A 21,759-nucleotide genomic window follows, 5' to 3' on the forward strand; every position below is an offset into this window, starting at 1 on the left:
TTCCATGATGTAGTATAGGTAAAGTATTGGTTTTTTCTCGTCGTCAATTTTTAAAGTTATCGGCTGGTGGATTACTTCTTGCGACGGGATTGCCGCGTTTAGTTCAGGCTCAGACACTATCTGTAGCCAAATGTCCTACTGACCCTCGTTCAATCGCTTTTTATAACCTTCATACCAAGGAAAGAATTGATTGTTGTTACTTTGATGGTAATAACTATGTTGAAAGTGTATTGACCAATTTAAACCATTTCTGTCGCGATTTTCGGCGTAATGAAGTTTATGTGATGGATAGAAAGTTGTTTGACCTGATATACCAAATAAAGCTTTTGTTAGCGACTGACGCGGAAGTTGAGCTGATATCAGGTTATCGCTCTCTTGTGACCAATAATACGCTTAGGGCTCACTCTCGTGGAGTAGCAAAACATAGCTATCATACTCGAGGGCAAGCAATAGATTTCAGGCTCAAAGGAGTGCCATTAGCTGACGTGCATGAGGCTGCGCTGGCGTTAGAGCAAGGTGGCGTCGGGTACTATCCAAGAAGCAACTTTGTGCATATCGATACTGGGCCTGTTCGAAGCTGGTCTCAGAAGCTTTGATTTCCTAGCCTGAAGTTGTAAATTCGTATTAGTAGTGTCATAGTTCATCCAATTGTTGAGAAGCTAACGAGTTTTATATGTCCCTTAAATATCAAGTTATTCCGGTCACTTCCTTTGCTCAAAATTGCTCCATTGTGTGGTGTGATGAAACCCTTAAAGGCATAGTGATTGATCCGGGCGGCGATATCGAAACCTTGAAAAAGGCTATTGATAGCAACGGTATTCAAATTGAGAAACTAGTGTTAACGCATGGTCATCTTGATCACGTGGGTGGCACTGAACCTTTAGCTGAGCTTCTAGGCGGCATCGAAATCGTAGGACCTCACGAAGATGATGGATTCTGGTTACAAAGTCTCAATGGTCAGAGTCAGATGTTTGGTTTTCCTCCAACTCAAGCATTCGAGCCTAGCAAATGGCTGAATGAGGGTGACAAAGTAATATTTGGTAATGAGACGTTAGAGGTAATTCACACACCTGGTCACACACCTGGGCATGTTGTTCTATACAGTTCATCAGCAGAATTGGCGTTTGTAGGAGATGTCCTGTTCAGCGGTGGTATTGGCCGCACTGATTTTCCGAAGGGCGATTTTGATACGCTAATTACGTCAATCAAAACAAAGTTATGGCCTTTAGGAAATGAAGTACGCTTTGTTCCGGGTCATGGTCCAGAATCAACATTTGGCCGTGAACGGGCATCAAACCCATTTGTTGCTGATGAAATGCCTTTGTACTAAGGGTTAGTCTTCATCTAGACACGGTTCTGGTTCGGCAGCGGCTAAATAGCGTCGAGCCAGTCCAACAAACTCTTCTCCGCTTCTATCTAAGTCCGACACAGCAATAAATATATCGTACTCGTGAAACTCTCTTTGGTGCTGCATTCTATTAGCAAGCATCGCCAGTAGCCCACGATATTTTGTACCATCCTCGGTTTTGTAAGGATCGGAGTCTAAGACTATGTCTTCAAAAATGTTCTCACGTCCAAGTTGTTTTGCACCTAGGTATAACAGTGAGCGTTGACTCATGAGTATTTCAGATATGATACGTGGGCAAATGCTATCAATATAAGGTGAGTAGTGTTTTAGTTTGATGCCGACCCAAGGTAAAGGTTGAAGCCAGCCATCTTGATTGTAGGTGCATAAGCCGATTTTACTAATGTTGTTCCACTTAACGACCCAGCCACCCTTGAATAAATGTTGTTGGAAATGGGTAGCCGTTAGGGTGTAAGAAACTTTACTCTTTAGGGCAACATAGTAGCCATAACAGCCCAAGGCAAGGATGATAATCACTGATATTACAGCCGTTTGCGGGCTTGGAGACATAAGGATAAGAGTTATCGCAGCCAATATGGAAACAGCCACAATAAGCTTACTTTTCGAAGAACTTATATGGAAGTGGTGATTTGAAAGTTGTAGCGTATTCATCTTGAACGTGGCCATTAACACTTAAACCTCTTACACAGGGTTATCTGTTTAGTTTATACCCAAATCAAGAATGATAAAAAAATATGGCAGCCAATTGGCTGCCATATTACTAAGAATGGTAATATTAAAATTTAGAAACGAGCGTTGATGATAGGGAATACAGGTAAGTCTTTACTTACAAAAGTACCAGATTTATCGTAGTTGATTAGGCCAATTTGTACGCCTTCATCAATGTGGTTTGTTGCGTTGACAAAACCAAACTGAAGACCTGTCAGGTTATTGGCAAAGTTAACAAAGCCAAACTGAGCACCTTCCATCGGTCCTTTATTGAAGTTAACTAAACCAAATTGAGCACCAGTATACTTGCCTCCGGTATAGTTTAATAAACCAAAACTTGCGCCTAATGCATTGTTGTCATTCCAGTTGACCAGACCGAACTGAGCACCTTGCATATCTGTTCGGTTTCTGTTCGCACCCAAGAAGGCAAACTGAGCACCTTTAAACTCATTTACATCCGATAGACCCAAGATAGTTAAGTTTACGCCCGTGACTTTATCAGTTTTGCCGTAGAGTAGTGCTAGTCGTCCACCGTTTACGTTGCCTTCAGGTAAGTTTTTGTTGGGTAATGATAACTGAATTGCTTGTGTTCCTGAGGAGTGTGTAGTTGTTTCCGTTGCTGCCATAGCGGTTGCTGAGAGAGATGCGAGAGCTACAGTTAACACAAATCTAAGTTTCATTTTTACTTCCTATATTTTTAACTAGATAATTTGCGCTCTATTTAATAGCAAATTCAAACTCATGATATGTCAGGCTTAGAACATGAATGTCGTTGAAGTGTTATTAACGTGTATGCTGAAGTTTTTACTCGTCCACGAGTTAATGCATTCAGTAATTAGTTGAGACGAATATTTTGGGTCTCTCCTGAGCGAATATACCGATATACAGGCTTTACTAATGATAGATGAACGTTGCCAAGTGACTTTGGAAAAGCCACTTCTATGGAACTTATGTCGGCAACGGTGTCTTTTGCAGAGTATATAAACTCAACCATGCCGCCACTTAATTCGTTGATTCGATAAGTGTGAAAGATTAATGTTGATTGATTGTGATTTAGCTTAACTATTATATGGTTAGCTATTTTATCTGAAAAAATCTTTAATTTATTTGGGTTAACTAAATCTTCATTGGTAATCACGATATCAGATTTATGAAGCAACCAAGATTCGGGGTTTTGTACCACTTCTAACCAATGTTCAAGTGGTACATATAGCTTCATTTCTACTTGGCCATCTCTAAGAATTATATTGGACTTGGCTTCATGCAACTCATGTGACCAAGCAAAAGCTGTCCAAAAAAAGCTGACGATGATGATTATAAAAGTTTTCAAAGTATGGCTCCAATGCTTTATGAGAAGTTGCTGCATGATTTTGTTTGTAGATTAAATCGGCTTTATCGACAAAATGTACCCGATTGTATTGCCCCGCCATTGCTGATTGTTTTCTGCTCGAAATGGAAGCACTTGCCATCAGTTGGTGTATATTTTGTGTAGTAAGCTTTACCTTTATATTGGTAGCTAAGAGTTCGAGTGCCATCGTTCGATTCTGTAAATTTCAAGTCTTGCACATGGCCTCTCGGAGGTCTCAAATCAGATCGTATCTTGCTGCCTTTAAGTGGTGGGACCCGAGGTAATATTGATGTATTCACTTCACCTACGAGACACTGAAAAATATATGGCTCGTAGTTAGACGTGTGGTATCGATAGCCAAAGTTGCGGTCTTTTATACCATTGCACACATCTAATTCACCTTTTGCTATTTCTGTTCCATTCGGGTTGTTGTCCCCATACAAAGGAAAGCCATCAAAGCCCCAACCAATGATGCTCGCATCTGACTTGTTTTTCATGGCGTTGATCATACAGGTCGGTTTAGCGTGGTAATGATAATCATCCCCGCGTCCTGCGTGACCACCACATTCATCGAGTTGGCCTAATAGAACTGTATCTTTTTTCGGGTCGTAATGATTGATGTTCAATTCACCCTGAGACGAATAATCATAGATTGGTACACCATTGATGGCGACACCCAATGCTGCATCTCGTGTGGTCTTCTTCTGTGCAAGCTTTGGTTGAAGTTTAATAGGTACGACATAATTAAACGTTGGCACTGGGACTTGCTCGTTGGTGCTAGTAATACCGTCCATCAGAACATGGTTCGGGTAAGTGTTGGATTGAACGTATGCATACTCATGGTCACAAGATATAAGAATATTCTTAAAGCCAGCATCGTAGAACGAACTTTTAATATCAAGACACCTTTGGCTATCAACACTAGGGGTCGGTAATGTTAATTTGACATCGTCATGAGGAGGAGGCCCCTGATTAGGATTACCATGAGCCCAAAAGGTATCACTGGGCCTTGGTGGACGATTTCCATCTCCAGGTCTTGGGGGGCGATGTCCGTCATCCGGTCTTGAAGGGCGAGAATCAGTATTATTAGTCACAGTAGGTGGCAAGTCTCTTTGGTCTGTCGGTCCTTTGGTTCTTTCAAAATAAAAAGTCAGTGAAGCTTGGTCTAGAACTTTTCCGTTCATCTGATCTCTTAGCTTTTTGGGGGTGAGCTGTCGAGGATTGTTAATCTTTAGCCTTTGATCTAGAGCGTAGACATGGATGGTATATTTTTTATATCCAGGGCCTTTAGAACACGGAGGGGCATAGCTTAAATTTGGGTTTTCTCCATTACTTCCAAGTTGTCCGACTGATTTTCCAGCGAGGAGTACGGTATCTTTTGCTGGAGCGTTGTACATTATCCAATACCATTTTAAGGCATTGGGTGAGGGGATGTGATCCATAATCACAACTATTGACTTGGCATTATTAGGTACACCTGACCATTCTATTGGTGGAGAGATACCATCACCTTTACAAGTATATGTATCTGGTAAAATACCGTTATCTTTTGCTATGGGACTAGTAAGCATTAGGCTACTTTGAGCAAGACTACTAAAGCTCAAAAACGCCAATAATATGAAGCAACGTTTTAGCTTGTATGGCGTCATTGAAAAATCCTTTTATTTTTATTCCAATTGCTTGCCTGATTATCCTTATAATCAGTATGGAGTCTAGACGGGCTTTTTATTTTCAGAGGCTTATCAATATATGAATGTTTTATAAATTTATTTTGCAGTATTTTTTATCATTAAATAATCAGTTGTTATGTTTCAACTTACAAATCAACCGCTTGGTGAATATTTTAAAATTAAACACTAGAGTCATATTTTCATTTATCCCTATCTAAAAAGAAATGATTGCTATTAATATTTTGACAGTAGCAGGGTCATGTTTCATATCCAAACTTCTAGATGTCTATAGATTGGTAGTTAATTAACAAACAACTCTCACATTGATAAGGTATAAATGAAACATTAGATTTACATTTTGCGTTTTTAGATAGATAAAAGATCGTTTTACTACTATTAAATATAGAAATTTCATACATAATACACGCTATTAAAATACAGTATTTTCTTTGAGTGTACGTTCAGCTTCAAGCCTTTATTTAATTGCCATACAGACTACTTGCATGTGAAATAAAAAGACTTCTTTAGTTCAAGAAAAACGTCGTTTTTGGTCCAAATACTCATTGGTGTAGAGGCGAATAATAAAGAACTTAAAAAAACACTTGCAATTGAACACTGTTTTATTTTTAATAAAAGTGAAATCAAAGTGTAATATTTCACTTTTATTATTCGTAACCAGTGAAGTGAATGAATAAAAAATTTCACTAATAAATTGAATTAAAAAGTATTTAGCAGGAGTATTTTATGAAAAAGACAAATATTGCCAAACTTGTTGCATTAGCTTCAGTATTATCTATTGCAGGAACAGCGTCTGCATTTGCTGGAAATATCTATGTGAATGGTGGCGTGGGTGTTGCACAACAGAAGATGCCAAATTCATCAGGTAAAACTGACGCAGCAGCAAATATTGGTGTTGGGTATACCCAAGCGATCAATTCTGATTGGGATGCTGGCGGCGAACTTAGCTATAATTATTTAGGCAACCCAGATATCGATGGGCTTAAAATAAAAACCCAAACTATTGATCTTGCAGGTGTGGGGACTTACCACATTACAGAAAAGTGGGCGGTGTTTGGTAAAGGCGGTATGGCATACATGCACTCAGAGGCAAATGGAGTAACCGAAACAGCATATAAGCCGTTGCTAGGCGCTGGTGTGGACTATAAAGTAAATGAAGATCTGAGCCTTCAAACAACTTATACGCATTACTTTGGTACCACTTCAGCTGATGCTAACAGCAGCCATGAAGCCCCAGTAGGTGACAGCTTCCTTGTAGGTGCCCGCTACACTTTTGAATAATTATCTATTCCACACCGCCCTATAAACGGGGCGGTGTTTTTAGTAATTATTTTATCTTCCAAGTCTGCGCTAACAGCTTTAGATAACCGAGTATATCGACGGTATCTTAGATATTAAACAGTTGTTATGAGTAGCAAGCATTCGAGAAACCGTATAATGGTTTTTATTTTTTAAGATTAAATGCTCGCAGGGTGTTCCAGCCTTTTTTAACTTTTTCACATAGTGCTCTGACTGTTGTAAAAACTCTTCTGTTTCATTGTCTCCTACAGCGACAAGGGTATTTGGAAATTGATAGGATTTAGAAAGTAGAGGACTCAATGTTCTCACCTCATGATCTGACAGGTTTAAGTCTTGGTTAAGGTAGGATTTTTTCATATTGCTTAAATCATATAAGCCACTGAGTAGTACGATTTTGGTGATTGAATCAATCTTGTCACGACTACATGAAAATTCAACGACTTTAGCTACTAAAAATGCCCCGACCGAATGCCCACATAAGATCATATTGTGAGCGTCTCCATTCCAAGCGCCAATGTGATTCTGTATCCATGAATAAGCGTTGATACATTGGTTCGTAATCGTTTCCACTGAAACGGATGGCGCCAGATCATAGTTGATGATTGCGACGGTAAAGCCAAGTTTCACCAACGGTTTTGCAATATAACTGTACTGTTTTTTATCAAGAGAGCGAAAATAGCCACCGTGAATAAAAACAAACACAGGAGCGTTTGGCTTATCGGCAGGGAAGATATCCATTTTCTCACCTTGACTCTCTCCGTAGCTTATATCGATTGAGCTTTTTAGTTTAAACCTCGCAATTTTACTTTGTATTGCATTCGATAGAAGGTGCACCTGAGCAAACGGATGCCGCTTCCTTAAATTAAACTGACGGTCATAATCATTTTTAGACATGAACTTGTTCTCTCGCTATTTCGTTGCCAAATTAGCCGGAACTATTTTTCACCCAGCACTTCAAACTCGTCGTAAGTTAAGCGAGCAAGTCCATCGCTTTGCATCTCCCATAGCTCTTTGTGCACTACACCAAATGCTTTATTCATCGTCCACTTCGAAGATAGGATGTAGCCTTTCTCACTATCTTGCTGCCATTCAACATCGGTATAATCTACATTGTTAAAGCCTTGATCGATGATATTTTGCCAAAAAGCTTGGATTGCTTCTCTGCCTTCAAATTTGCCAAATGGCTTTGCAATCATCACTGCATCCTCAGCATATTGAGCTGCGCAACTGGCCGCATCTTGATTGTTAAATGAGTTTTGCCAAGCAGAAATACCTTGTTGAGCACTTTTAAGAGTTGATTGAGTCATCTCGATTTCCTTTGCTTATTTATTAGTTTACAAATTCATCATAGAGTGACAATTAGCAGAGAAAAACAAACAAATAAGAAAAGAGTGTTCGCTATAATAGAACAAAGAAATGTTGCGGAGAGTAAGATGAATAAGCTACGCCTAATGTCCTTGTTTGTTGAGATCGTAGAAAGTGGGTCCATTTCCAAAGCAGCGGATAAACTTGACGTGTCGAAGTCAGTCATTAGCTCTGCACTAAAACAGTTGGAAAGAGAACTTGGTACGTGTTTACTAAAACGGACGACAAGAAAGCAGTCATTAACGTCAGTCGGTGAAGGTTTTTATTTGCAATGTGCTCAAATGACAAAGCAAGCGGAAGAGGCTTGGCTCACTGCTGCTGATACAAATTTAAAACCTGCAGGAAAGATCACCGTCACTGCTCCACATCTTCTGATGAAAAGTATTGTATTACCTGCTGTAGTTGAGTTGTTTTCCCCATACTCTGAAGTTAGCTTGAACTTTATTAGTGATGATCAACATGTCGATATTATGCACCAAGATATCGATTTGGCTATCCGTGTAGGTGCATCGAAAGACTCAAATTTGAAACAACGAAAAATTGGTCAATTTCACGACGTGTTGTGCCGTTCGAAACACCTATCTACAAAGCTAGAATCCTGTACATATATTGCTCAGCACTGGCAGGCTGATCCAATTGTTCACCAAATAGTGCGTGGGGATTTAGAAGAATCATTCACTTTTGTGGCAAAACACAAAGCCAATACCGTTTCTGATGTGGTTACCATGTTAGAAATGGATCTTGGTGTAGGCTTGGTCCCAGACTTTATACTAAAGGACTGTGAGAGGATAGAAGCAATTGAAGAAGTGAAACCAACGTTAGCCAACTCAATATATTTGCTTCATCCATACCGAACGCACCTGCCGTTAACCGTTAAAATGGCAGCTAAGGCAATTGAGGATAGGGTGCAAAATATCATCTCATAGTAGAGCTTAATATGCCGTTAATATCAGTCTCATCAATGGCTGGCAGGACATAGCCTAGCTGCGTGTACTAGTAAGATTTAAAGTTCAGTAGCTCTATAGTATTGTGCAAATTCTACTGATAAACTGCCGCAAATTTTTGTTACATTAGATGAAGAACATGCCTTCAAAAACATTCGGTAGAATTTTTAAAAGCGGTGTTGCCATAGCATTTATCGCTTCTACTTCTTTATTGCTCACGAGTTGTAGCAAGCCACCACAAATAGAAAAATTATCTGGTTTTGCAGAAGGAACTAGCTACCACGTTAGCTGGTGGTCGAAGCAAGCGGTGCCAACTGAAAAAGTGCAGCAGCAATTTAATCAGACGTTAGCCAAAATTGACCTCGAATTTTCTACCTATCGAGATGACTCTTATATTTCCAAGTTTAATCGTAGTACGTCGACTGATTGGCAACCAGCTTCGAAAGACCTTATCGATATGTTGTTAATTGCCAAGAAAGTGCATCGTGAGAGCAACGGTTGCTATGACCCAACGATTGAACCACTTTTTGCGCTATGGGGATTCCAGAAAGACATTTTACACGTGCCAACAGCAAAGCAAATTGCCGCAGCCAAAGCGGACATGGGTATCGATAAAATAGAAATCGACCAAGAGCACATGCGCATTCGAAAAACGATACCTAAGCTACAGCTTGATTTATCATCTATGGGTGAAGGGTATGCAATTACTAAGTTAAGCCAAGTATTAGAGTCCGATGGTGTGAAAAACTACTTAGTTGAGTTTGGTGGTGATATGAAAATTCAAGGCCACAAACCGGAAGGTGGAAAATGGCGTATCGCTATTGAAGATCCTATACCACTAAAAGATGGTGTAAAACCATATCGTATAGTGACAATCAATGATGAAACAGGTGTATCGTTGAATACATCTGGCACTTATCATCACTACTTTGACGACAAAGGAAAAGAGTACTCTCACATATTAGACCCAAGAACAGGAGCCCCAGTGACTCATGATTTGGTGTCAGCATCCGTGTTTGGTCACAACCCAATCGTCAGTGATGCTTGGGCGACAACGATGCTTTGTCTAGGGCCGAAAGAGGGTAAAGAAGTCGCACAGAAACAGCATTTAGAAGTGTTCTTTATTCAAGGTGAGAAGAAGTCATTTAGCAGCTCGAAAAGCCCAGCTTTAGAAAGTTCAACTCGGGTGACATTTAACGGAAGCTAAGCATCACCGATAGTTGTAAAGAGCCTGATAATTGATCTATCAGGCTCTTTTAATACCTTCGTGGTGCTGTTCTATTTTCGTAGGGTTTACTATAGGTCAGTTCGGTGTGAAGATTTTAACGTTATGTTGTGCAGTATACTCTTCTTAAATTTGGCATCTTGTTAGCAATTTTTCTTGGATATAGGGAGTCTAAGTAGTGTTGTTTTATTAATTTTTAGTCAAGATTAATGAATTGCCATTCCTTTCTTAGACCCGAGTGAATAGACTCAGGCTTCTCGAACTATTAAAGAAAAAAATGATTATGAAAAAAACAATACTAAGTACTGCTGTACTCGCTTTAAGTATGATTTTGGGCTCTGCCTATGCAAATGCAGCAGTCGTCGTAGTTAAGAAACAGCCAGAGGTTGTTGTCGTTAAGAAAGAGCCAAAGGTCGTGGTTGTCAAAAGAGAACCAAAAGTTGTCGTTGTTAAAAGAGAGCCAAAGGTTGTCGTAGTCAAGTAGTAGAAAAACTATGTTTTGGCGGATACGCTAAGTATCTAGTACATAATTTCGAAGTTTTAAAATGCAGAACTCTTTTCGGAGCTCTGCATTTTTTTGACGATTTGATCGTACGGAGAGACATTATAATTGTTTGAAGTGCAGTAAAAAATTCTACTTTCTCATTGTTATTCGAGGTTACCAACTTCAGTTTTAAGTAAAAAAACAGTGTTCATTTCTTCAGGTTTTGGTCAAGATTACTTCTTAACCATTCCTTTTTTTAATGCCAAGGAATAGACTATGAGCTCTTCAACTGGTAAGGCAAGATAACGATTATGAAGAAAACAATTTTAAGTGTAGTGGCATTGGCAATGAGTATGATTTTCGGTTCCGCATATGCAAATGCTGCTGTTGTGGTAGTGAAGCCAGCCCCGGTAGTTGTGGTACGTCCGGCTCCATTGGTAGTAGTTAAGCCAGTACACCCTTATCGTCCAAGGCACGTTGTGGTTGTAGAGCGCAGACCGAGGGCAGTAGTAGTTATTCCCCGCCACCACAGAGTTTACTATTAAACTCAAACGCAATGACTTAATTTAAGAAAACCCGCTTATGCGGGTTTTTTTGAAATGACAATACTAAATGTTTCCTGCTCTTCATCTTTGAAGTCAACAGCATAGCCCTTTTGCTCAAAATATTTTTGGAGCTCTGATTTGGTGCTAGACATGTCTTCGGGAGAATCAGTTCCGATTGGTATGGCAATATTGTGTCGAATGATATCTCCACCCAGCGGCCGCTCTTTTAGGCCCCAATCAATCTGCTGTTTCCATTCTTCAATATCTTCATTTATTGACATTATTTGCGTCGTCCTTACTGATATTTTGGGTTTTAGAAAGAATTAGTTACCTTGTCGGTGATTTGTTTGCTTTGACAGCACATTAACTATAGGACAGATTGTTTTCATAGCGATAATTATCACTCTAAAATCTACCATTCTGTATTTGTTTCAAGCAACACTTAAAAAGAAGATATTTGAATTTGATGGACGTAAATACGAAGTTGGTGAATTTGTCAGTATGGGAGGGAACCAAGGTGTTGACGACTCAAGGGGGATTAAAGTAATTCAGAATGGAGATCATCTGATCAAACGAGAGTTAGTAACGTCTTGTACGGAAGAAAGAGGGCAGGGCCCTCTTTTCAATTTCTCTACAAAATAAGCGTCGAATAAATAACCGTATTGAGCCATATCGTTGTTTTATAGTACTGAACTGATTGGTATATTTAATGAAGATTCGCCTGTAGGTCTTTTTCTAATGTCTCTTGTAGCATCGGCGTTACCCAAGCGCTGTTGATTCCCCAGTAGTAAAACACCAAAGCGGCAACGGCGACAGCGACCATATCCCAACCGTAATGCAGTATGTTGAGACCACCAAACTTACTGCTGCCTATATAGGAAATAAAAGTCATGGTGGCGAACATCGCGATAATCCAAATAGAAGAGCGTAAGTGTTGTCCTAATCCGCCGAAGCCTTTTTTAACTTGGAAGTAACTGAACAATAAGAAGCCAATCAAAATGACGAATACGACCTTTCCTGTTAGTGGCCAAGTGGACCAATAGAATAGCTCTGAAGAGATCACGAAGCTTAATGGAGAAATTATGTGCCCCCACTTTAGATAAACAGGACGTTTTAGATCCGGTGCTATTTTACGAAGCGAGCCAAACGTAAGTGGGCCCACCATAAAGGATATTACCGTCGCAACAGATATCACCGCTGCTAGTTGTCCCCAGCCACGAAACATATCTAAAAATATTAAGCCAACAATGAAGTTAATCACCATTGCCGTACGAGGAACACCATATTTTTTGTCTAACTTCTTGCAGCTTTTAGGCATGTATCCGTTTTCACTCATACCAAACAGTTGACGAGAAACTGTCCCCATATAACCAATACCAGTACCCGATGGGGAAATAAATGCATCGATAAATAAAAGTAGCGTTAAGAAGTGAAGCCCTAAAATTAGCGCCAGTTCTGCAAAAGGAGAACTGAAATTTAAATGCCATCCGTTTACTGCAAGCTTTGAAGGGTCGACACCGCCGATAAACGCTATTTGCAGGCCAACGTAGAGTACTGCACAGAACCCGATAGAGTAGATAAGGGCTCGAGGTATGCTTTTCGCAGGATTTTTTGCTTCCCCTGAGAAAAATAGTGCGGCTTGGAAACCATTGTAGGCAAAAACGATTCCAGAAATAGCCACGGCAGTAAACACGCTTGCCCAGCCAAAGGGTGCAATTGTGTGGTTAACTGCTTCAAAGTTACCAGGGTGAAAGCCAGCGTAGATAATGAGCGCAACAGTTAGTACAGGCACTACTAATTTGTATGTTGTAATGGCATTAACGCTCTTGGTAAATAGGTTGATACTCCAGAAGTTGAGGAAAAAATAAACGAGCATTAAAACTACCGCTATGCTTAAACCTGCCCAAGTTAACGCGCCTGTTGCTGGGTTAAAAAGGTGTGAGGTTAATGGCTTCACCCACTCCCAAGGCCAAGAGGCCATATATTGCACGGAAGCTTCCGCTTCGATAGGTATAACACTAACGAATGAAAGCCAAATTGCCCATGAAGCGATAAAACCTACAACAGAGCCGTGTGTTTTTTCTAGGTATTTTACAGGGCCTCCAGATACAGGTAATGCGGTTGCCACTTCCATAAAGGTGAGCGCTGTGAGTAGGACGGCAAATGCGCCAATTATCCAAGCGAAAATAGCGGCTGGCCCCGCAATTTCACTGGCTCGGTATGCACCAAATAACCATCCTGATCCTACCATTGAACCGACTGAAATCATGGTCAAACTTGTTAGTCCAACCATTCGTTTGGGTGACGTTGCTGATGTTGTATTGGAAACCGAGGTTTCCACTGTGTTTGCAGATAGAGTTGACATAAAACTTCCCAAGTTAATCAAAATCTAACGCGAAAAGGCAACTTGTATTTGTGTAATGTTTGCCAAGCGTTATATATTCGCTCCCTACAATTTGCGGAATAAACGATTAGTTTTAATATTGTTATCATTTATTTAGGCCTAAATTTACGATGTTTAGAACGCTGAAACGGCAGTCGCCTCCAAGTTATTACGTAAAATACAACTAACACTCTTAAGTTGTTTGGCAATTTAGTTCAAATCCATTTGAAAGTATTCAACAAGAAGCTGTGTTTCTTTGTCGTCCGCTACAAGAAAACTATATTAAATTAATAAATCGTTCAATATACATTGCTCATGTTTATACGGGGCACTATTCTGCAACAATAATGTTCCAAAATAGTGAGATTGATATGGTTATTTATCAATGCTAGACAATGGTTTTGAAATAAAGTGGAAATGATTATTTTTGTAAGATATTGATATTTAATCAAAAAATAACATTAAAAATGTTTATGATAAATGTGTTGTTTATGTGAAATCTTATTGTGCAATTTGTAAATGAGAAATGTATAAAATAAATAAAAAGAGATCGTACATGCATATTGCACTGTTTTGGTTCTCATTTATTTAATAAGCTTATAATGAAAAAAATTGAACAATATACAATATAAATTTATTTCCCATAATTTTATTTATATTATCTATCAATTAAAGCGAAATAATCGTTTGTTACCGTTGATTACTACTAAACAACGGTAACAGCCTATTTTGAGTTTGGAGCATGTAGGGGTTCTACATTTTCTGGACTATAAATCTCAGGGATATGGCTTGAAGAATTATCAGAGCTCATTGGTTTGCTCGGAGAGCTTTCTTCATCTAAAAGTGTATGAATGGCGCGATTTCGACCTTTTGCTTTCGCTTGGTATAAAGCTGTATCTGCTGCCTTTATTAACGCTTGCGGCTGGCCATGAAGATCTGGGTAAGTGGTAACCCCAATAGATACACCCAGTTGACCGAGGGATAATCCATTCATATCTAGGTGTAATTCTCTTACTTCTCGGACGAGCTTATTTGCTAGTTCTAAAGACTCTTCCACTGAGCAATTTGGAGAAATTACTGCCAGCTCTTCTCCCCCTAATCGACATGCGACGTGGTTTTCACCTATGGCGTTTTGTAATAGGTTAGAGACTTCTTTGAGTACATAATCTCCCGCATCGTGACCGTAGTTATCGTTGAACCGCTTAAAATGGTCCAAATCAAGCATTAATAGCGAAAGGGGCTGAATACCTTTGTCTGCTTTTACCCACTCATTTTCAAATGCTTCTTCAAAATAACGTCGGTTATAAAGGCCAGTGAGTGGGTCGCTAAGTGCTTGAGAACGTAGTTTTTCCTGCAAGCTTAAGTTGGCTAGTGCTAATCCTAAGTGCTCGGCAATAGTAAAAGCTAATTGTTTTGTCTCATAGGAAGCAAGTTCGACGTTGTTGCCAAAGAATAAGTGGAACATACCAACGGTATTGCCATGTGCGGTCAGAGGAATGCATAGCGTTTGGCCTTCTTCTTCACATCCTTTCATATGTCCGCAAGGTAGGTGATGGTATTCGTCATGAGACAAATGGTGTTTACCTTTTCTTAAGGCCCAGCAGTCATTTGGCGAATATAGCTTGTTAGCAGGCCATTCGCCCCCCCAATCCAGTTGCACCTCAAGTTGATTGCGAGATTCTCTAATAATCGAAACACAGCCGTTTATATTGCCGAGGATTCTAGGGATGATATCGGCTACTACATGTTGTGCTTCGTTGATATTGTTGCATGCTGCTAGCATATTAGCCAAACGATGAAGCAGTTCGATTTCCTTGGTGCGTTGACGAATTCGATCGTCCTGATGACTTTTCTCTTCATTTATAAAGCTCATCATCTTGCGGTTGCTATACCAGGAAAAGAAAATAAGGATGAACAAAGAACAACCCATCATTGCGAGAACAATGACTTGTAGACCTTTGGCCAAAGATGTTATTGCTGTAGTCGGAGTAGCAAGACGTAAAACATAGGTATTGTCGTGATGATGATCCGAAAAAGGCAGTTCAATTTTCTTCGCTACATACAACATATTTTGGTTTAAGGTCGTACTGTAGTGTTGTGAAATGCCTTCTTCACCCTTCAGGGCTGACATAACTTCTGGCCGGCTGCTATGATCATCAAGTTTTCTTAGCTCAAGAATGTTGATTTGTGAGTCGCCAAGCACTTTGCCGCGGCTGTCTACTATTGTGAATCTTCTCTGAGAATTCACTTGAGAAAGTGTATCCAGAAATGCATCTATTTGGGTGTCGCTCATCTCGTTCAGATCAAGCTTTTTTTGTTGTATTTCATGCGCAACGTCATCAACTAGGCCAAGCATATAGCCACTGACCACTTTGGTTAGCCATTGATTAAGAGTGTTGTTGTAAAGGTATCCTCCGATGAGCATGGAGATAATAAAAGCAACAATGGGAAGGTATTGAAATTTGTAAATTGACTTACCTTTCATCACTAAGGCCACCTAGCGTTTTTATCGTTATAGTTAAAAAGTCTAGTTCAAATTTGGCAGTTTATTATCTTTATCGACAATAAACTGTTTATATGCAATATATCTCTTAATAGGTAGTCGTTTGCGAAGAAAACATTGCTCTTCAAATTTCGATGTCGGCCAAAGCTCGAGTCAATTTGACTTTTGTCGTAGTGCATGTTTTTGCGAGGTTTATTAATGTAATCAGCAAATTAATAAACGAGTATAATCATATGAAGAAGTTAACAGCGTTAACAATCTATGCACTTTCTATCGTAGGTTTTTCAGCATGGGCCCAAACATTAGGTAGTGTCATAATTACAAAGGGCAAGGGCGGTGACTTTTACGCTGGTCAAGTATTACAAAGTGAAATTCCAAACAGTCGGCACATTGATGTAAAAGAATTCGATAGCGAAGGGTTAGGGAAGTCGAACTGCCCACTTGTATTCGGCCAAGGTGCATCAGATAAGCTACTGTCTTCGGCTCAATTTCAGAACATACTGAAGCGGGAATCTGTTGCTATTTACTCACACTTAATAGATGAAAGCCTAATTGATTTTATTAGGGAACAAACAAATGGTAACAAGCATGTCAATTTGTTTGTCACAAGCTCTCAATTGTATAAATTAAAGTTACACTTTCCTTCCTTATACACGAAGCTGGAATCTAGTCAGTCGAACACCCATGTTTACACGTCACCAATGGCAGCATCTTCTATAGTGCCAAGCAGCACCCAAATTTCAGCGCCAAAACTAGACAATGCCATTTGGTTTGGCGGGAACTACACTAACTCGAAAGGAGTTAGAGAGACTTTCACTACAGCCCAATTTGCAAACTCGTTGAAACAAATTCAAGGTGAGATTAAGCCCGGTAGTTCTGTAGGTTTGTTTATAATGCCTAGGATATTCACCAAAGCCATGACGTATAAAGAGAAAAGCCAGAGAGTTCAAGCGTTGGTCGATATGTTTCCAAATAACAAAGTGACAGTATATGCCAGCAAATCACTACTTTCTCAATTTACAGTTTCTGCGACAACAAAGATACAACCATCGTATGCGACGTTAATGAATAGCAATTGGGGCAACACTCACCAATTTGCATCTGCGGATCAGTACAATATTTTCGGAGATATGAGGCAGTATACGATCACTCCATTTTTGATTAACCCACAAGATGAAGATCAAACTCTTTACGCTGAGTCGTATATTTCGGCAAAAAAATCATCGAAACTAGGCCCCACTATTCTACAGCTTATGGCTAAATATCAATGCAATAGCTGAGTTTTCAAATATATCGAATATGGCCACTATTTGTGGCCGTTATCTTTTGAACATTGTCAATAACTTACTCAGGCTGAGGTTAACGTGGCTTGAGTAATCAGACGGCATTCAGAGAGAAAATTTATCGATTGTATTGGTTCTATAATCAAAATTTAATAAATAGTTTCTAGTAACTATTTTCTTGCCATGCAATACTTCGCACCCGAACCCATATCACACTAAAGGATTGATTATGATAGGTTTTCGTATGCTATTTCCTATAGCTGCAGGCTTTATTCTTTTACCTTCTTTTTCATACGCTGACACTCAATCAGATTTTACTTGTCCAACTGATAGTAGTGCGTTTACTTCAATTCCGGCAATCCAAGGTAGTGGTGATAAAAGTCCGTTTGCGACTATTCCCACAAGCTATGGCTATATCAGCCCAAATGATGTTTACGTTAAAGCAACGGTGAGCCAGATTGGTGAAAGTCTTAGTAAAGGTTTTTATTTATTAGACACAAATGGAGATGGGAATCGAAATACATCTGATGGAATATTTGTTTATTTAAAAGACGTCGCTTCTAAATACCCAACACTGAAACCGGGCTCTACGGTTTGTTTAGAAGCTAAAGTGGAAGATTATTATGGTAGTACTCAGCTTGCGCTGGATTACCCGACACCAAAATTAACCGTGTTAGGGCAGGGAGAAGCCCCGAAACCGTATCGCTTTAGGGTTCGACACGGTGAGACACTGGCGCATGCGCTTCGTCGTTACGAAGGCATGCCGATTATTTTAGACCGTGATAGTGACTTGAAAGTCACTAGGAACTTCAGTTATGACTATGATAGGTATCGAAATAATCTAGTGCTTTCTTATGGAAAGCCGTTAATTAAGCCGACACAGTTATATCCTGCTGGCTCCAAAAAGGCGGATAAATTGGAAAAAGCGAATGCATCGAACCGTCTAGTGGTTGAATCTGACTACAAAGCGGCAGATGGTGTATTACCATGGTTACCAGATTGGGATGCGCTTGAAGGCTATATCCGAATTGGTGACGAGCCCGTTAATCTTAAGGGTATGGTCTCGTACAGTTACGATCAGTATCGATTAATTGTGCCACAAACAGACACGATTTCTCTTGGAGACTTGGTTCGCAAAAAAGCTAACGATCGCCATGAAGCCCCCGAGCGAGCTAAAGGTACGGATCTGCTTATTGGTAGTTTTAACGTGTTGAACTTCTTTAACAGCTATCCATCAATCGGTGGAGCACTAAATATCACATGTAATGGTGTGTATAGCGACAGCTGTAATCGAGGAGCGAAAGACGAGCCGGACTTTATCATGCAGCGCGAGAAAATTGTTTCAGCTATTACTCAGCTAAACGCTGATGTATTAGGTTTGATGGAATTAGAGAATAACGGATTCGGCAAAGATTCGTCTATCGCTAATCTCGTAGATGCACTAAACAAGGACGAGCCTCGCGATAAACGTTATAAATATATTGTTTTGCCAAAGAGCGAACGAACTGACGGAAAATATTTTGGTGGAGATGCTATTACGGTTGGTATGATTTATCGACCAGCTGTGCTCAAACCGGAAGGGCACGCCAAAGTTATTGTAATGCCGAACCAGCAATATACTAATAGTCAGGGCGAAGCTGAGTCAGCTTATCAACGTAATTCTTTGGTACAAGCCTTTAAGGTTAAGGGATCGGATCAAACATTTACGCTGGTGGCTAATCATTTAAAATCTAAGGGTTCAGGTTGCTTAGAAGATGAAAACAGTACGACGGAAAATGTCCAAGGTCATTGTAATGATTTCAGAGTAACCGCAGCTACAGTTCTTGGTAATGCTGTGAGCAAAATTCCTGGGATGGTTTTGATGGTTGGAGACTTCAATTCATACGCGCAAGAAGATCCAATTCGAGTTCTAACTGATTACACGGTGCGTAAAGGGCAACGTCCAATAATGACAGCGTCTGATACATATATTGGTGATAAGCTCTATCAGAAGCAGGGAACAGCTGTGACGCATAGTTATGGTTTTGTTGATGCGAATGCTGAGAGAAATGGCAAAAAAGCGATTTCATACAGTTATAACGGCGAGTTAGGTACGCTCGATTACGCGTTGGCAAATAAGGAAATGGATAAGCATATTCTGCAAGTGGCTGATTGGCATATAAATTCGTATGAAAGTAATTTCTTCGAATACGGAAGTAAATACACAGGCTCATTGCCTAAGTATCCTGATGCTTATGCTGCGTCAGATCATGACCCTGTGATTGTGGATGTAAAGTTTAGTCACCACAAACACTAACATGTCATAGCAAATAGAGCATAAAACAATCTATTGATTGACAATATGACCTCTCCGATATACTGTTTATATATACAGTATATCGCGGGAGGTTTTCTATGTTGTGGGATACGTTGGAGCGGGTCAATAAATTGAGAAAGCAAGCAGTGAAGGATCCTGACTTTTTAGAGTCGGCAAAAAATCATGAATCTGCGGTTATCGAACAAGTAAACAAAATCTGCAACGAATACTATAGGGATAAGAAAGAACGCAGACGAAAAGCATTTGCTAATGCCTACCAAAATGCTCATTTCGAACTCGATCCAACTGGAGAAAGGCATTGATTTAGTTTGAGTTTAACTTTGTTCTGTCAACAAATAGTAGTGGGTAGTTAATATGACAGAACTTTGAGTAGAGCGTAATATGGATCGGTAGATGTTTAAGTATGTGTTATTGCTAACGGCGGTGTTTTTCTCTCAATATGCTTTGGCTAATAGTAACTGTATCGTGACCAGTTATCGTATAGTTGATCAACAATCTGAAAGCAAAACTGTGGTTAAAAATAAAGGAAAGCCTAACGAGAAAGTGGTCGTTGTGCAAAAACTGCCTTTGAGGTGTGCGATGGTAAAATTTCGCACTCATTATTACCAACCTAGAGTCGCACATGCAATGCGTGACAACTTCATTGCTACTTATATGAACGGCAGAGAAGTTACCGCCCATAAGATCTCATTCCCGGGTGATCAGGTACAGACTGGTTACATTGATATTGGGCCTCAAAATCCTGCAAAAGCTTATGTTTGCTTTACTCATTCAAAAGTGCCTATTGAATCTATTCAGTGCACTCTTCGCGCATGATAGTTTTACTTACTTTGAATCGTTTAGGTATCAATAGACTGTATTGGCTTTATTGATGCTGTTTGAGTGGCTTTGTCAAAATTAGCAATATTTTCGCTTAACGTAGCTCCGTTAGAGTTTTGCGCTATGACGAAAAATTTTAGTGGGGCGCTTGTCTGGTAGTTTCCTAACCCCACTATCTGGCGAGTGTTTGTTGTACTTTCTGTTAGCTTTAAACAGTGGTTTTCTAGGGAAGGGTCGAATAAGCAAACTTGATAACGACTTGCGTCAGAGCTAGTGTTCCAGCTGATGTTAAAAGACCGATCTCTGGTTGAGATAGCGGTTAACGATTTAAGCTGAAATGCTCCTGGCCTTGAAAGAGTTTTAAGTGAAGCCGAATTGTCATTGCATCCGCCTAACAAAACTACACCACTAAGTAAAAGGATGCCCGACAGGAGCCTCGGTTTACTCGCCTTAAAAAATGAATATGTCATATTTGCCAACTAGGTTTTGTTTTTATATATCGAGAGACTGTAATGGGACAGTCCCCTTGCTATTTGATCTAATTAGAGAACAATTTTATGAAACTTATCGCATGGCGTAACGACTTTCAAATTCATTTATTGTGCAAATATGGACCTTTCATACAATGTAATCCTTATATTGTTCTATGTAGCGTTATCTTTTAAAGATCATGCAAAGCGGTGTAACATGTGCGGCAAATATTAATGTTAGTAGGTTTAACCATGAGAGCATTTGTCGTAAGGGCTCGCGCAGCATCGACTTGTAAAGATACCTTTTTGTCTTCTGTTGGAAATGAAGCGCACGTAGAAATATTGGCTCACGTTTTGATGAACGCTATTTTTACGGCTCAGTCTCATCGCGATGATGTGGATGTTTATTTAGTGCTTGAAAGTACGCAGGACTTTTCACGTACCGTTCGTTTTCAATCTAGTCAATTAGTTAATATCGGTGGTTTCCATGAGCAAGCGTTAATAGACAAAATTGCTTTAGCACTAGGTAAGTCTGTTGGAATGAGCAAGGAGCAATTAAGGCAAGTTGAATCAGGGATTACTGTTGAAACAACCAGCTTTGAGAAACTCGTACAGAGGTTGTCAGAACACTATCAGCTTTACCTACTAGATAAGAAGGGAGCAGAAGCCAGAGAAGTCGAGTTTCCTAACGATGTATGTTTTTTGCTTACTGATCATATTCCAATGCCAAAAAAATCTTGGAATAGTTTAAAGCGTTTAAATACTGAAAAAATTAGCTTAGGCCCCAAGATGTTATTTGCTTCTCAGTGTATTACGTTAATTAATAATGAGCTTGATATTCAAGGGCTTTAACGTAACAGGTGTTATCGCCCAGCTCACTTTTCAGGTATGCCTGAAGGAGAGAAACGCTATATTATTTGTAGTATGAAAGTTCCTAAGGAAATAATGTCGAGATTAAACTCGAACACTCCGATTATCAAATAAGTGAACTTAATTCCGGATTTTACGCCTC

Annotated in this window: 22 protein-coding genes; 12 read left to right on the top strand and 10 right to left on the bottom strand. The window is 39.7% G+C overall.

The annotated features are described in order from the left end of the window. Positions 1–26 precede the first annotated feature (26 nt). The gene (mepK, locus tag ACM2FC_RS04405) at positions 27–596 is read left to right on the top strand and encodes a peptidoglycan L,D-endopeptidase MepK (protein ID WP_498479643.1); all 570 of its coding nucleotides are present in this window, start codon (positions 27–29) and stop codon (positions 594–596) included. Positions 597–673: 77 nt separating this feature from the next. Then, entirely contained in the window at positions 674–1,330 is a 657-nt protein-coding gene (locus tag ACM2FC_RS04410; RefSeq protein WP_498479644.1) for an MBL fold metallo-hydrolase, read from the top strand. A gap of 3 nt (positions 1,331–1,333) precedes the next feature. On the opposite strand, the gene ACM2FC_RS04415 is transcribed toward ACM2FC_RS04410, so the two are convergent. From ACM2FC_RS04415 to ACM2FC_RS04430, 4 genes are all read right to left on the bottom strand, one after another. Then, positions 1,334–2,017: a DUF2982 domain-containing protein gene (locus ACM2FC_RS04415; RefSeq protein ID WP_498479972.1), complete on the bottom strand. Its 684-nt coding sequence runs from the start codon at positions 2,015–2,017 to the stop codon at positions 1,334–1,336. A 131-nt stretch (positions 2,018–2,148) separates the two neighbouring features. After that, positions 2,149–2,754 carry an LA_2272 family surface repeat-containing protein gene (locus ACM2FC_RS04420; protein WP_498479645.1) on the bottom strand — a complete coding sequence of 202 codons (606 nt, stop codon included), beginning with the start codon at positions 2,752–2,754 and terminating at the stop codon, positions 2,149–2,151. 155 nt (positions 2,755–2,909) lie between these two features. After that, positions 2,910–3,404: a hypothetical protein gene (locus ACM2FC_RS04425; protein WP_498479646.1), complete on the bottom strand. Its 495-nt coding sequence runs from the start codon at positions 3,402–3,404 to the stop codon at positions 2,910–2,912. Positions 3,405–3,466: 62 nt separating this feature from the next. After that, on the bottom strand, positions 3,467–5,071 hold the full coding sequence (locus tag ACM2FC_RS04430; RefSeq protein WP_498479647.1) for a YbhB/YbcL family Raf kinase inhibitor-like protein: 1,605 nt from the start codon (positions 5,069–5,071) through the stop codon (positions 3,467–3,469). 765 nt (positions 5,072–5,836) lie between these two features. Between ACM2FC_RS04430 and ACM2FC_RS04435 the strand changes: the two genes are divergently transcribed. After that, positions 5,837–6,391 carry an outer membrane protein gene (locus ACM2FC_RS04435; RefSeq protein WP_498479648.1) on the top strand — a complete coding sequence of 185 codons (555 nt, stop codon included), beginning with the start codon at positions 5,837–5,839 and terminating at the stop codon, positions 6,389–6,391. 78 nt (positions 6,392–6,469) lie between these two features. On the opposite strand, the gene ACM2FC_RS04440 is transcribed toward ACM2FC_RS04435, so the two are convergent. Together ACM2FC_RS04440 and ACM2FC_RS04445 are read right to left on the bottom strand one after the other, a co-directional pair. Next, entirely contained in the window at positions 6,470–7,303 is an 834-nt protein-coding gene (locus tag ACM2FC_RS04440; RefSeq protein ID WP_498479649.1) for an alpha/beta hydrolase, read from the bottom strand. A 41-nt stretch (positions 7,304–7,344) separates the two neighbouring features. Continuing rightward, entirely contained in the window at positions 7,345–7,716 is a 372-nt protein-coding gene (locus ACM2FC_RS04445) for a YybH family protein (protein WP_498479650.1), read from the bottom strand. A gap of 126 nt (positions 7,717–7,842) precedes the next feature. On the opposite strand from ACM2FC_RS04445, the gene ACM2FC_RS04450 reads away from it, so the two are divergent. The 4 genes from ACM2FC_RS04450 to ACM2FC_RS04465 all read left to right on the top strand — a co-directional run bounded on the left by ACM2FC_RS04450 (position 7,843) and on the right by ACM2FC_RS04465 (position 10,972). Next, positions 7,843–8,700, top strand: coding sequence for a LysR family transcriptional regulator (locus ACM2FC_RS04450; RefSeq protein ID WP_498479651.1), 858 nt, complete (start codon positions 7,843–7,845; stop codon positions 8,698–8,700). A 157-nt stretch (positions 8,701–8,857) separates the two neighbouring features. Then, positions 8,858–9,925 carry an FAD:protein FMN transferase gene (locus ACM2FC_RS04455; RefSeq protein ID WP_498479652.1) on the top strand — a complete coding sequence of 356 codons (1,068 nt, stop codon included), beginning with the start codon at positions 8,858–8,860 and terminating at the stop codon, positions 9,923–9,925. A gap of 301 nt (positions 9,926–10,226) precedes the next feature. After that, complete coding sequence (locus ACM2FC_RS04460) at positions 10,227–10,427, top strand: hypothetical protein (protein ID WP_498479653.1); 201 nt, start codon at positions 10,227–10,229, stop codon at positions 10,425–10,427. A 347-nt stretch (positions 10,428–10,774) separates the two neighbouring features. Then, the gene (locus ACM2FC_RS04465) at positions 10,775–10,972 is read left to right on the top strand and encodes a hypothetical protein (RefSeq protein WP_498479654.1); all 198 of its coding nucleotides are present in this window, start codon (positions 10,775–10,777) and stop codon (positions 10,970–10,972) included. Positions 10,973–11,007: 35 nt separating this feature from the next. On the opposite strand, the gene ACM2FC_RS04470 is transcribed toward ACM2FC_RS04465, so the two are convergent. The 3 genes from ACM2FC_RS04470 to ACM2FC_RS04480 all read right to left on the bottom strand — a co-directional run bounded on the left by ACM2FC_RS04470 (position 11,008) and on the right by ACM2FC_RS04480 (position 15,840). Continuing rightward, positions 11,008–11,253, bottom strand: coding sequence for a hypothetical protein (locus ACM2FC_RS04470; RefSeq protein ID WP_498479655.1), 246 nt, complete (start codon positions 11,251–11,253; stop codon positions 11,008–11,010). Between the two features lie 425 nt (positions 11,254–11,678). Next, the gene (locus tag ACM2FC_RS04475) at positions 11,679–13,337 is read right to left on the bottom strand and encodes an APC family permease (protein ID WP_498479656.1); all 1,659 of its coding nucleotides are present in this window, start codon (positions 13,335–13,337) and stop codon (positions 11,679–11,681) included. Between the two features lie 742 nt (positions 13,338–14,079). Beyond that, entirely contained in the window at positions 14,080–15,840 is a 1,761-nt protein-coding gene (locus ACM2FC_RS04480) for a sensor domain-containing diguanylate cyclase (RefSeq protein ID WP_498479657.1), read from the bottom strand. A 251-nt stretch (positions 15,841–16,091) separates the two neighbouring features. Here ACM2FC_RS04480 and ACM2FC_RS04485 point away from each other — a divergent pair, with 251 nt between their 5' ends. From ACM2FC_RS04485 to ACM2FC_RS04500, 4 genes are all read left to right on the top strand, one after another. Beyond that, complete coding sequence (locus tag ACM2FC_RS04485) at positions 16,092–17,138, top strand: hypothetical protein (RefSeq protein ID WP_498479658.1); 1,047 nt, start codon at positions 16,092–16,094, stop codon at positions 17,136–17,138. A gap of 232 nt (positions 17,139–17,370) precedes the next feature. Further along, positions 17,371–19,437, top strand: a complete 2,067-nt coding sequence (locus ACM2FC_RS04490; RefSeq protein ID WP_498479659.1) for an ExeM/NucH family extracellular endonuclease — start codon at positions 17,371–17,373, stop codon at positions 19,435–19,437. Between the two features lie 98 nt (positions 19,438–19,535). Further along, positions 19,536–19,760, top strand: a complete 225-nt coding sequence (locus ACM2FC_RS04495; protein ID WP_498479660.1) for a hypothetical protein — start codon at positions 19,536–19,538, stop codon at positions 19,758–19,760. A 91-nt stretch (positions 19,761–19,851) separates the two neighbouring features. Continuing rightward, the gene (locus ACM2FC_RS04500) at positions 19,852–20,274 is read left to right on the top strand and encodes a hypothetical protein (protein ID WP_498479661.1); all 423 of its coding nucleotides are present in this window, start codon (positions 19,852–19,854) and stop codon (positions 20,272–20,274) included. A 23-nt stretch (positions 20,275–20,297) separates the two neighbouring features. Here the strand turns inward: ACM2FC_RS04500 and ACM2FC_RS04505 are convergent, their stop codons facing one another. After that, entirely contained in the window at positions 20,298–20,747 is a 450-nt protein-coding gene (locus ACM2FC_RS04505) for a hypothetical protein (RefSeq protein ID WP_498479662.1), read from the bottom strand. A 252-nt stretch (positions 20,748–20,999) separates the two neighbouring features. On the opposite strand from ACM2FC_RS04505, the gene trmY reads away from it, so the two are divergent. After that, positions 21,000–21,599 carry a tRNA (pseudouridine(54)-N(1))-methyltransferase TrmY gene (trmY, locus tag ACM2FC_RS04510; RefSeq protein WP_498479663.1) on the top strand — a complete coding sequence of 200 codons (600 nt, stop codon included), beginning with the start codon at positions 21,000–21,002 and terminating at the stop codon, positions 21,597–21,599. Positions 21,600–21,759: the final 160 nt, after the last annotated feature.

The organism is Vibrio sp. A37 (assembly GCF_059777565.1).

Excerpts from the sequence above, each read along its gene's own strand:
- ACM2FC_RS04450 (WP_498479651.1), top strand. The coding sequence starts at position 7,843 with ATGAATAAGCTACGCCTAATGTCCTTGTTTGTTGAGATCGTAGAAAGT.
- ACM2FC_RS04415 (WP_498479972.1), bottom strand. The coding sequence starts at position 2,017 with ATGAATACGCTACAACTTTCAAATCACCACTTCCATATAAGTTCTTCG.
- ACM2FC_RS04475 (WP_498479656.1), bottom strand. The coding sequence starts at position 13,337 with ATGTCAACTCTATCTGCAAACACAGTGGAAACCTCGGTTTCCAATACA.
- ACM2FC_RS04485 (WP_498479658.1), top strand. The coding sequence starts at position 16,092 with ATGAAGAAGTTAACAGCGTTAACAATCTATGCACTTTCTATCGTAGGT.
- ACM2FC_RS04490 (WP_498479659.1), top strand. The coding sequence starts at position 17,371 with ATGATAGGTTTTCGTATGCTATTTCCTATAGCTGCAGGCTTTATTCTT.
- trmY (WP_498479663.1), top strand. The coding sequence starts at position 21,000 with ATGAGAGCATTTGTCGTAAGGGCTCGCGCAGCATCGACTTGTAAAGAT.
- ACM2FC_RS04435 (WP_498479648.1), top strand. The coding sequence starts at position 5,837 with ATGAAAAAGACAAATATTGCCAAACTTGTTGCATTAGCTTCAGTATTA.
- ACM2FC_RS04445 (WP_498479650.1), bottom strand. The coding sequence starts at position 7,716 with ATGACTCAATCAACTCTTAAAAGTGCTCAACAAGGTATTTCTGCTTGG.
- ACM2FC_RS04440 (WP_498479649.1), bottom strand. The coding sequence starts at position 7,303 with ATGTCTAAAAATGATTATGACCGTCAGTTTAATTTAAGGAAGCGGCAT.
- ACM2FC_RS04480 (WP_498479657.1), bottom strand. The coding sequence starts at position 15,840 with ATGAAAGGTAAGTCAATTTACAAATTTCAATACCTTCCCATTGTTGCT.
- ACM2FC_RS04430 (WP_498479647.1), bottom strand. The coding sequence starts at position 5,071 with ATGACGCCATACAAGCTAAAACGTTGCTTCATATTATTGGCGTTTTTG.
- ACM2FC_RS04465 (WP_498479654.1), top strand. The coding sequence starts at position 10,775 with ATGAGTATGATTTTCGGTTCCGCATATGCAAATGCTGCTGTTGTGGTA.
- ACM2FC_RS04470 (WP_498479655.1), bottom strand. The coding sequence starts at position 11,253 with ATGTCAATAAATGAAGATATTGAAGAATGGAAACAGCAGATTGATTGG.
- ACM2FC_RS04420 (WP_498479645.1), bottom strand. The coding sequence starts at position 2,754 with ATGAAACTTAGATTTGTGTTAACTGTAGCTCTCGCATCTCTCTCAGCA.
- ACM2FC_RS04495 (WP_498479660.1), top strand. The coding sequence starts at position 19,536 with ATGTTGTGGGATACGTTGGAGCGGGTCAATAAATTGAGAAAGCAAGCA.
- ACM2FC_RS04500 (WP_498479661.1), top strand. The coding sequence starts at position 19,852 with ATGTTTAAGTATGTGTTATTGCTAACGGCGGTGTTTTTCTCTCAATAT.
- ACM2FC_RS04410 (WP_498479644.1), top strand. The coding sequence starts at position 674 with ATGTCCCTTAAATATCAAGTTATTCCGGTCACTTCCTTTGCTCAAAAT.
- ACM2FC_RS04455 (WP_498479652.1), top strand. The coding sequence starts at position 8,858 with ATGCCTTCAAAAACATTCGGTAGAATTTTTAAAAGCGGTGTTGCCATA.
- ACM2FC_RS04460 (WP_498479653.1), top strand. The coding sequence starts at position 10,227 with ATGAAAAAAACAATACTAAGTACTGCTGTACTCGCTTTAAGTATGATT.
- ACM2FC_RS04505 (WP_498479662.1), bottom strand. The coding sequence starts at position 20,747 with ATGACATATTCATTTTTTAAGGCGAGTAAACCGAGGCTCCTGTCGGGC.